The 7,925-nt window shown below is 51.6% G+C and carries 6 protein-coding genes and 1 pseudogene; 4 read left to right on the top strand and 3 right to left on the bottom strand.

The window, feature by feature from the left end:
• Positions 1-339: 339 nt before the first annotated feature.
• Together ABIE20_RS27555 and ABIE20_RS27550 are read left to right on the top strand one after the other, a co-directional pair.
• On the top strand, positions 340-1,164 hold the full coding sequence (locus ABIE20_RS27555; RefSeq protein ID WP_429508719.1) for an AraC family transcriptional regulator: 825 nt from the start codon (positions 340-342) through the stop codon (positions 1,162-1,164).
• Positions 1,165-1,237: 73 nt separating this feature from the next.
• Positions 1,238-1,624, top strand: coding sequence for a cupin domain-containing protein (locus tag ABIE20_RS27550; protein ID WP_043195845.1), 387 nt, complete (start codon positions 1,238-1,240; stop codon positions 1,622-1,624).
• Between the two features lie 539 nt (positions 1,625-2,163).
• Here ABIE20_RS27550 and ABIE20_RS27545 read toward each other — a convergent pair.
• A complete protein-coding gene (locus tag ABIE20_RS27545) occupies positions 2,164-4,011 on the bottom strand; it encodes an AAA family ATPase (RefSeq protein WP_429508717.1) in 1,848 nt (615 codons plus the stop codon).
• A 767-nt stretch (positions 4,012-4,778) separates the two neighbouring features.
• On the opposite strand from ABIE20_RS27545, the gene ABIE20_RS27540 reads away from it, so the two are divergent.
• Together ABIE20_RS27540 and ABIE20_RS27535 are read left to right on the top strand one after the other, a co-directional pair.
• Entirely contained in the window at positions 4,779-5,492 is a 714-nt protein-coding gene (locus ABIE20_RS27540) for a hypothetical protein (protein WP_429508716.1), read from the top strand.
• A gap of 447 nt (positions 5,493-5,939) precedes the next feature.
• A complete protein-coding gene (locus ABIE20_RS27535; RefSeq protein ID WP_429508715.1) occupies positions 5,940-6,668 on the top strand; it encodes a hypothetical protein in 729 nt (242 codons plus the stop codon).
• Between the two features lie 104 nt (positions 6,669-6,772).
• Here ABIE20_RS27535 and ABIE20_RS27530 read toward each other — a convergent pair whose 3' ends face one another.
• Positions 6,773-7,297 carry a lysis protein gene (locus ABIE20_RS27530; RefSeq protein ID WP_429508714.1) on the bottom strand — a complete coding sequence of 175 codons (525 nt, stop codon included), beginning with the start codon at positions 7,295-7,297 and terminating at the stop codon, positions 6,773-6,775.
• Positions 7,294-7,542 (bottom strand): annotated as a pseudogene (locus ABIE20_RS27525) (glycoside hydrolase family 19 protein); the annotation flags it as partial. The pseudogene ABIE20_RS27525 and the gene ABIE20_RS27530, both read right to left, overlap by 4 nt.
• Between the last annotated feature and the right edge of the window lie 383 nt (positions 7,543-7,925).

The following is a 7,925-nucleotide window of genomic DNA, read 5'->3' as shown; positions in this document are numbered from 1 at the left end:
ATGGGTCGGAAGCGGACCGTCCCACAAGCAGCCCTCTGCCTCATCTCCTCGCACCAGAATCGAGAATGTGCAGTGGCCAAGCTCCATGTGATGGATTGGACACACTAACTACGAACTCCTTTAAAACAAAGGGTTACAGCACACGTTCCGTTTTCCCGTACCATTTTTGTACCATCACAACCTCCTCAAACGAGATTCTGCGATGGAAAAGGCCTTTTACATTCGCGGCAGCTAACGACCCATAACGGACATAGAACGGAAATGGATTGGGTGCTAGCGTAATCCTGAAAGAGGATGGACTATTCACATTCAAGATGGTGCACTAGCGGTGAGTATTCCATGGAGCGAAAAGCAATCCCCTCATCCACCTCTGATTGGGTCATACGCAGCACCACACCTGGCAGTGTGGAGCGCATCGAAGCGTGGTTTGGCGGCCATGGCTACGACCCGCATCATCACGATACCTATTCGATAGGCCGTACCCTTGCCGGCGTTCAGAACTTTCACTACAAGGGAGCGCTGTGCCACGGCATGCCAGGCAACACACTTGTGCTGCATCCCGACGAAGTGCATGACGGCATGGCTGGCACGGATGTGGGCTTTCGCTATCGGATGGCCTACATCGACCCGTCGCTGATACAGACCGTTCTCGGGGGAGAACCGTTGCCTTTCATTGCTGGCGGACTGTCCTGCGACCCGCGCTTGTACCACGCCAGCGAGGCTTTCGTGCAGGCACTGGATCACCCTCTAGAAACACTAGAGGAACAGGACGCCGTTTATGACTTGGCAATGGCACTTCGTGCAGTCGGCGGTAAGCCGCGTGGTCGCAAACGTCTGGATTACCGCTCTGCCGAGCGCGCCAGGGAGTTCATCATGGAGCACCTTCACGTGGGCATCACGCTGGAGATGCTCGAACAGGCGAGTGGGCGTGAGCAATGGAGCTTGTCGCGAGACTTTCGGGCCCTCTACGGCACCAGCCCATACCGTTTTGTCACGCTAAGGCGCCTGGACTTTTTCCGCAGGCTGATTCTGGATGGCTTCACACTGGTCGATGCCGCCCTAGCCTCAGGCTTTCATGATCAGAGCCACATGACCCGGCATTTCACTCGCACCTACGGCGTGCCGCCTCTGCGTTGGCTGGAACGCTTACGCACTGTTCGCTAAGTTGCAGGATCGTACAAGAACAGCGCGCTTTCCGTTCGATAGGCTGGTCACTCCAAATTAGAGAGGATCAGCTATGTCCAGCATGCATCAGCAATTAGCATCACAGCCTGTGAACCTGACTCAAAAAGCTTCTCTGATCGAGCAGCAATGGAGCCCAAGAGTCGTCGCGGAAATGAACGACTACCAATTTAAGGTGGTACGCATCGAAGGTGAATTTATCTGGCATTCACACCCGGAAACTGATGAAGCTTTTCTGGTGCTCGAAGGTCTCTTGCGCATCGATCTCCCCGAGGGCTGCGTTCATGTGAAGCCGGGCGAACTGTATGTCGTACCACGTGGCGTAGAGCACAGAACAGCGGCAGAGACGGAAACAACACTTATGATGATTGAGCCGCGAGGCGTGTTGAATACCGGTCATGAAGGCGGGGAGCGAACAGCGCTGAATGACGTTTGGATCTGAGTCGACGTCGACACTAGTGGCTAGCCTCATCAGGGCGTGAAGCGAACACCTATCGAGAGGGGGCCGTTTCATGCCCCATGATCTGCAAGCGCAGCTCCGACCGGTGGGGCATAGACCAGGAAGGTGGCGCACTTCGGTCCGGAGCCGGCTACCAAGCGATGAGGCCGATACTGGATAAAGAGCCCAGAGTCGATTCCGCTTTGGGTCGGAAGCGGACCGTCCCACAAGCAGCCCCTCCCTGCCTTATCTCCTCGCGTCAGAATCGAGAATGTGCAGTGGCCAAGCTCCATGTGATGGATTGGACAAACTCTTCGTGTAAGCCCTAATTTACGAGGCTTCCATAGGACCCCATACATTTGAGTACCACTTTTGTACCATCCGCTCTCACAGTACCGAGGAGGGCCTTTCACCGGCAGGACATTGCTTCAGGTGCAGAACTGAGTTTTGAACCACCGCTAAGAGTGAACTGAAGAACAGGAGCTGCAACGCCAAGGACGGTGTAGCACAGAGCTCCTGTAACACGGGCCAGCCATCTCCTGTTAACGCTTATTCTCGGTTAAAATATGATTGAATATTTTCTCGCAGAGTTCTTTTAACTGGGGAGTTAAGGACCATTCATTGGAATCCATCTGATCAATTGCAGCCAGACAAAATTTAACTTTATCATTAATAGTCCCACTTTCGTCTGCAAAAACTCGACGTACAGCCTTGCCTTTACCCGGCAGCCCGAGCGACTTATCCAAATGAAAGCCTATACCTTTATTCGAATGCTCAATTTTTGTTGCCAAGGTTGATAGATCTTCTATCGAGAGACCCTGGGTAGTTTTGCTCCACTTGCGAGAAAATATAGATCTCGCCGTCAAAATAATTATATTACGAGGAATAAGGTTCTCTATTTCCTTACATCCCATAATATAAAAACGCGCCCCTAACTGCTTAACAAGTTCTTGAGCCCGACCTCCCTTCCCAGCGATATCACCATCAGAAATCAAAAACGCTGATGCACATAAGCGAGATGCCTGTAACCTTTGGTCCTCGCCCTCATCAAAGGACCAGTGCCCCAATGTCCCTCCCTGATACTCAACAAAGGTATAGTGATAGTTCTCAAGCAACCCCTCAAGCTTGATTTTATCTTCCGTGGACTCTAGATCTGTAATATACTTTTTTAAAAAAACCCCCAAGTAAAGCCTATCAGTAATTCCTTCCACCCATATAGTTGAATTAGAGAGATAAACTGACGAAGCAAGTACACCCAACTCCGCAAGAAGCGCCCTATCTCGCGTACATTCTTGCACTTCGAACTGAGCATCCTTTCGAGCATTCGCCTTAGCAACTTTATAAATCAAGACGCGACGATCAACTTCAGCTAAATCCAACAAGTGATTTGAGTGTGTAGTGGCGAAATACTGATGCTCAGTATGATTAAGCAAGAATAGCGCTAGTTTCCGAAGTAACCCCGGATGGAGACACGCCTCTGGCTCTTCTATGAAAAATTTCGCGCTTCCAGTTTCAAGAAATGCAGCAGAAGTAATAATTATCACTTGCTGCATCCCATCGCCTAAATCATAAATAGAGAATTGATCATCCTCCCCTATTTTTACCGACACTGTATCTTTACCGTATTCGGGAATCAGTGTAATCTCTGCGCCACCAAAAAACTCATGCCCGATAATTTTCTCATAGTCTCGTACGCGCTGCCTATCTGCAGGCTGGCCTAGGAGAAACTTAACCAATAACTGATACAAATCAAATCCAGTAACTATGCTTAGTCCATGCGGCAACTTATCTGGAAAATAGTCTTTTATTGTCCTCTCCAAGAACACATCATCAGCATCACTAAGCGGCCTCATCCCCCTTAGAATAGGAATATAGTAACGCTTAGAGCTCGTTATCTCAGCTACTTTCTGGCTTAGTTTAGCCGAACTATCAGAAACCTCAGATTTAAGACTGTGATCAGAACTCAGAAGACGCCGCAATGAATGAAACGCAGTGGCACCTTGCCCACCAGTAACAACCAGATTTTCATTGTAAACTTCAGTCATAAACTTAGTGAACAACGTCATCTGCGCATGGACGGAATCAACAAGCATGAGCTCACCACGCACCATATTAATAAATGGCCACGACTCGAAATTAGTTATCTTAGGATTGCTTTTAAGAAAATCCAAGAAACCTTTGCAACGCTCAAAGCCCTCAATCAATTCTTCCCCAAGTGAAATATACAGATCACTGTTACCGCTTGAAAAAATAGTTCTCAGCAGTCTACTTTTCCCGCTATTATTTGGACCAATTAATAAAGTGAGTCGTGCGATTCGCAGTTGATTATGACCATCTGCATCGCTCTTGTATCCCTTGAGTTTCTTTGACCAAACAGCCCCAATACTCATTAGACTTGCTATCTCCACACTCAATTGATGGCCTATAGCCATTCACCGCCAGAGATAATAGCAAAAGGCTGTTGCCACATATGCACCAAGACGCTTCCAATGAGAAAAGATACTTGCTATCTCATTTTCAGGGCTAGGGATTTGAACCCGCCCGCAGCGGATCACAGGCCGCCATAGGCCCGCTTTTGCTGATACTAAAACGCTTCCTATCGGGCTGCAACGGCCTATAGCGGCCCTAGTTTCGCCCTAAATTTGCCCTAAGAAACCACTCCCCCAACGCCCGTGCACAGACCTCGGTGTGCCAACACCTACCATTTTTTGCGCACGCTTTCGCCAAGTCTTACACTGTATAAACATACAGCTATGCGAGAGCACCAATGCCTACAGACGAAGACGACATTCAACCCATTCGATTGGCTCTGGATGAAACACAGAAACCAACCATGGAATGGCTTATGGAGAACCTGCCACTTGGCTTTCGTGGTACCCACTGCGCCGAGGCGCGCACGATGCTTGGCTGGAGCATTTAAGCTTTGGCATTCCGTTCGGGTGTATCACCAGGTGCGATTAGGCGCCTGGAGAATGGGGCCGAGCTGCGCCGCGTCACGATGCAGGCCCTCGCCTACGCCCTGGAGGCAGAAGGATTGTTCTTCCTGCCAGGGCACCAACCAATGAAGGGAGACAATTTAAGGGGCGCTACACCGTGCCCCAGGACCAGGGATGACTTTCATTTGATTGAATGATCTTCACCCAGGGGTTTTCACCCAATGAACAAGAAGCCACCGAGCAAGCCAGAAGCCCTGGCTCGCTGGAACGGCTCGTTGCGCAACGAGCACCTAAGGCTGAGCAACCCCGAGGTGTACTTGCAGGTTATGCGGATGGCCACCGCCGACCTGCAGGCTCTCAACCTGTTCGACCCGCTGGAACTGCACGATCTATGTGAACAAGCCCAAGCAGCCTACAGCGCCGCCCTGGAAGAGCAGTTCGCCCATGATCTGTACTGCCGAGCATCCAGCTACAACGTCGTGCCGGTGGATGGGCATCGGCGAATCGGCTGCGTCCGCCAGGGCAACTACTATGAGGAGAATCGAACGGAGGCATTCAGCTGCGACGGCATGGTGATCCAGGAGTCGGAACGCCTTCGGGTAGTGCTACGCACCTCGGGTGAATTGGGGGTGATCCACGGGCTGCAGCTCATTGGTGCCGACGGCAGGGTCTACCATCTGGTAGAGACCGCGAGGATGATCGAAGGCAGGATCCTGCAGGGTGTTGATGACCCTGATGCATACCGCGCCCTCATTGAGCTGGCACAGGCAGCGTTTGAAGAGAAAGAGTGGGTGCGGTATCGCCTAATGCGGGACCGGGTAAGGTACTCGCCGTTCACATGCTGTCCGACGTGCTGTGATTCGTTCGCTCAGCGCGAAGACTGTGAGACCTGCCATGGGCAGGGATTCGTTGCGGATTCGTTGCGGATAACCTAGGAGAGCCAGATCTGCTGAAGGCTGAGGCAGTACCGTGGCATTCACAACTTCGTAGACGCCTTGAGAATGAGCCATTCGCTATCTAACTCCGCTAGACAACTGTCATACGCATGTGAGGCTGGCTTCGTTTTTACATTGAGAACCCCTACCTAGGTAAAGACATAAGTTCCCGGAAACGTCTATTCGAAATCGGCCTGTAGACTTTATTTGCTTTACAGCACCCCATCAGTTATCCGACGAAATGCGCTTCTTGCACCAGCCCAAACCCACACTGCCACTACACTTACCTACGCAAGCATATAAAATTCGGAGGTCAGTATGAGCGACGCCACATACCGGGTACAGACCCGTATCGATGGACATAGCAGCCCACTATTAATCGTCAAATTCCAAGTCGAATATGAAGTAGTGCTCAACACCGACAATTTTAAAGAACTACACTAAACAGTGGAGTCATTTAAAGACGGCGTACAAGGTGAAAAGCTAACAAGTGAAGAGTTTAAACTATGGGAGAACGAACTCAGCCGCATGAATGCTCTCCGCAATCTGATTGGAGAGCTTGACCCGCTATTCTTCAACGAATTGGAAACTAGGCCCTCGCCAATCCCTCGAGGTCTGCTTCATCAGATCTTGACGACCTATGAGGAGAATGCAAAAAGCAAGGTCAACGTATTCATAACAGGAAGCGCACCGAACTTTTCGATGAACTTCAACTGGGGAACATTGACATATAGCTTCCCGTTAGCCCCAGGTGAAATGCGCCAAACGCACCAAGCGTTTGTAAAGATGAGCGAAAAAACCCAGCAATGTATAGATGAAAAAAAAGACTGGGATAAGACTAAAGAAGCACTCTGGCAGACAGCGGCTACCGTGGCCGGAACGGCAAAAGTCACCCAAGACATTATTAAGTGCGGCTTAGTGTTAGGAGCAGCCGCCGAGGTCCCCGCATTCATTCTTTTGTTGGAAAACGCTTGCGCGGATATCGTCAGTGACTTAGCAGACATGCTCGACGCAGTTGCTGCGGAGAAAGCTGCGAGAGACGCCATGGAGCGAGAAAGGTATCACCGAGACGTAGAAGATAGGATTAGAAGATCAATGGAGTGCGCAGACATTGAGGGAGGAATAATGAAAGCGCGCGACCTTGACAAGCAAATACGCGAATCAAAAATTGGTTAAAACCCTAAGATATCATATAGCGTCGTAGCCGGACGGGCTTCATCGCCCGTCCGATATCACTGATTTGTACCCTCCTCCTATACAGAAGATTTTTCCAGAGTTTATTACCGGCCCTGCGTATTCAACTCACCAACGTAAGCCTGGCACGCCTTTAAGGCGATCAATCCTTTGTCGCCTCGATCGGTAATGCTGAGAATTCGTTGAGCATGTCTTGGGTCAAGGTTGGCTCGAACGGCGCCATGAACCACGCCGGTGCCGCTGGTGGTGGCTGGCACCCCACAGTCACCACCCTGGGCGGTGGTGTCGAGTAAGACTGACAACCGCAGATCAGCAGTAGCAAGGCGGTCACGCAAGCGAGCTTGAGTCTGTTGGGCATCGAGCAGTTCCTGGTAGTGGGTTAGGTCATTCGCCTGCAGGCGATCCTCCAACGCCCGGCGCTGGGTTTGTTCCTGGCCGAGCCGATCGATCGCGGCGGTCGCGGCGTCTTCTCGCTCCCTCTGATGGTCAGTGTTCTGCAGGGCCAGCGCCTTCTCGTAGCTGTTTGCCTGCCAGACCCAGGCAGCACCGCCGCCCAGGACAAGCCCCAGCAGCAGCGCCAGGGCCAGCAGTTGCCAATTCAGGCCCTTCACTGCAGCACCTTCAAGGCGCGTTCATACAGCTCTTCGCGATCCGCCAGACCGTTGGTACCGCCGTTGATCTTCTTGGTGATGGCGAGAAAGTCGCCCTTGTCGGCCAGGGAGTTGAGCCCCGCCCGTTGCCAGTACCAGCCCGCCGACATCGCGGCATAGACTGGCTGCTCAAGCAGCTCAGGGGTGTTGAGCAATCGGCTGTCGCCGAACAGGGCTTCGCTGCAGGCTTGGTAGGTGTCACGGCCCAGCTCACGGACGGTGTAACCCTTTCGATTCAATCGCACCCGGTTTCGACTAGCTCTGTCTCTCGTCGCTTCGCCCAAGGCCTGGTTGCCTGCTTACGAGCCAACGCTCGGCACTCTTGGTAGACTAACGCACCTTTGTTTTTGCTTCGCGCCGGAAAGCTGTAACAAACCGCGCAAAACAAAAACACCCCTGAATGGCTGCAAATGCGTCGTAGAACATGCCCCTAGAATCCGCCTCAACCCCAGTAAACCTACGCCCTGAGCCGTCCCGCCGGTTCAGCGTTGCGCCTATGATGGATTGGACACACTAACTACGAACTCCTTTAAAACAAAGGGTTACAGCACACGTTCCATTTTCCCGTACCATTTTTGTACCATCACAA

Source organism: Pseudomonas sp. 2835 (assembly GCF_050435905.1).
In the GTDB taxonomy this organism is placed as follows: Bacteria; Pseudomonadota; Gammaproteobacteria; order Pseudomonadales; family Pseudomonadaceae; genus Aquipseudomonas.
This window is presented reverse-complemented; position numbering and strand designations above follow the sequence as displayed.

Coding starts and splice junctions, on each gene's coding strand:
- ABIE20_RS27555 (WP_429508719.1), top strand. CDS start 340: ATGGAGCGAAAAGCAATCCCCTCATCCACCTCTGATTGGGTCATACGC.
- ABIE20_RS27550 (WP_043195845.1), top strand. CDS start 1,238: ATGTCCAGCATGCATCAGCAATTAGCATCACAGCCTGTGAACCTGACT.
- ABIE20_RS27545 (WP_429508717.1), bottom strand. CDS start 4,011: ATGAGTATTGGGGCTGTTTGGTCAAAGAAACTCAAGGGATACAAGAGC.
- ABIE20_RS27540 (WP_429508716.1), top strand. CDS start 4,779: ATGAACAAGAAGCCACCGAGCAAGCCAGAAGCCCTGGCTCGCTGGAAC.